General features: G+C 45.3%; 1 tRNA gene. It reads right to left on the bottom strand.

Going from position 1 to position 201, the window contains the following annotated elements:
- Nucleotides 1–6: 6 nt before the first annotated feature.
- Nucleotides 7–83: transfer RNA gene (locus C2M33_RS10795), tRNA-Ile, on the bottom strand.
- Between the last annotated feature and the right edge of the window lie 118 nt (nt 84–201).

Raw genomic sequence — 201 nt, 5'->3', positions numbered from 1 at the left:
AAGAAGTGGTGGGTCTGAGTAGATTTGAACTACCGACCTCACCCTTATCAGGGGTGCGCTCTAACCAACTGAGCTACAGACCCAAACAATAAGTGTTGTTCTCTTTACAATTAACAATCATCTGTGTGGACACTACGAACAAATAAGTTCTAAATCGTATAAGGAGGTGATCCAGCCCCAGGTTCCCCTAGGGCTACCTTG

Origin of the sequence: Pseudoalteromonas sp. T1lg122, from assembly GCF_002964825.1 — a bacterium.
GTDB classification, from domain to species: domain Bacteria; phylum Pseudomonadota; class Gammaproteobacteria; order Enterobacterales; family Alteromonadaceae; genus Pseudoalteromonas; species Pseudoalteromonas gelatinilytica.
Note: the sequence above shows the minus strand (reverse complement) of the source record. Positions and strands in the feature narration are given on the sequence as shown.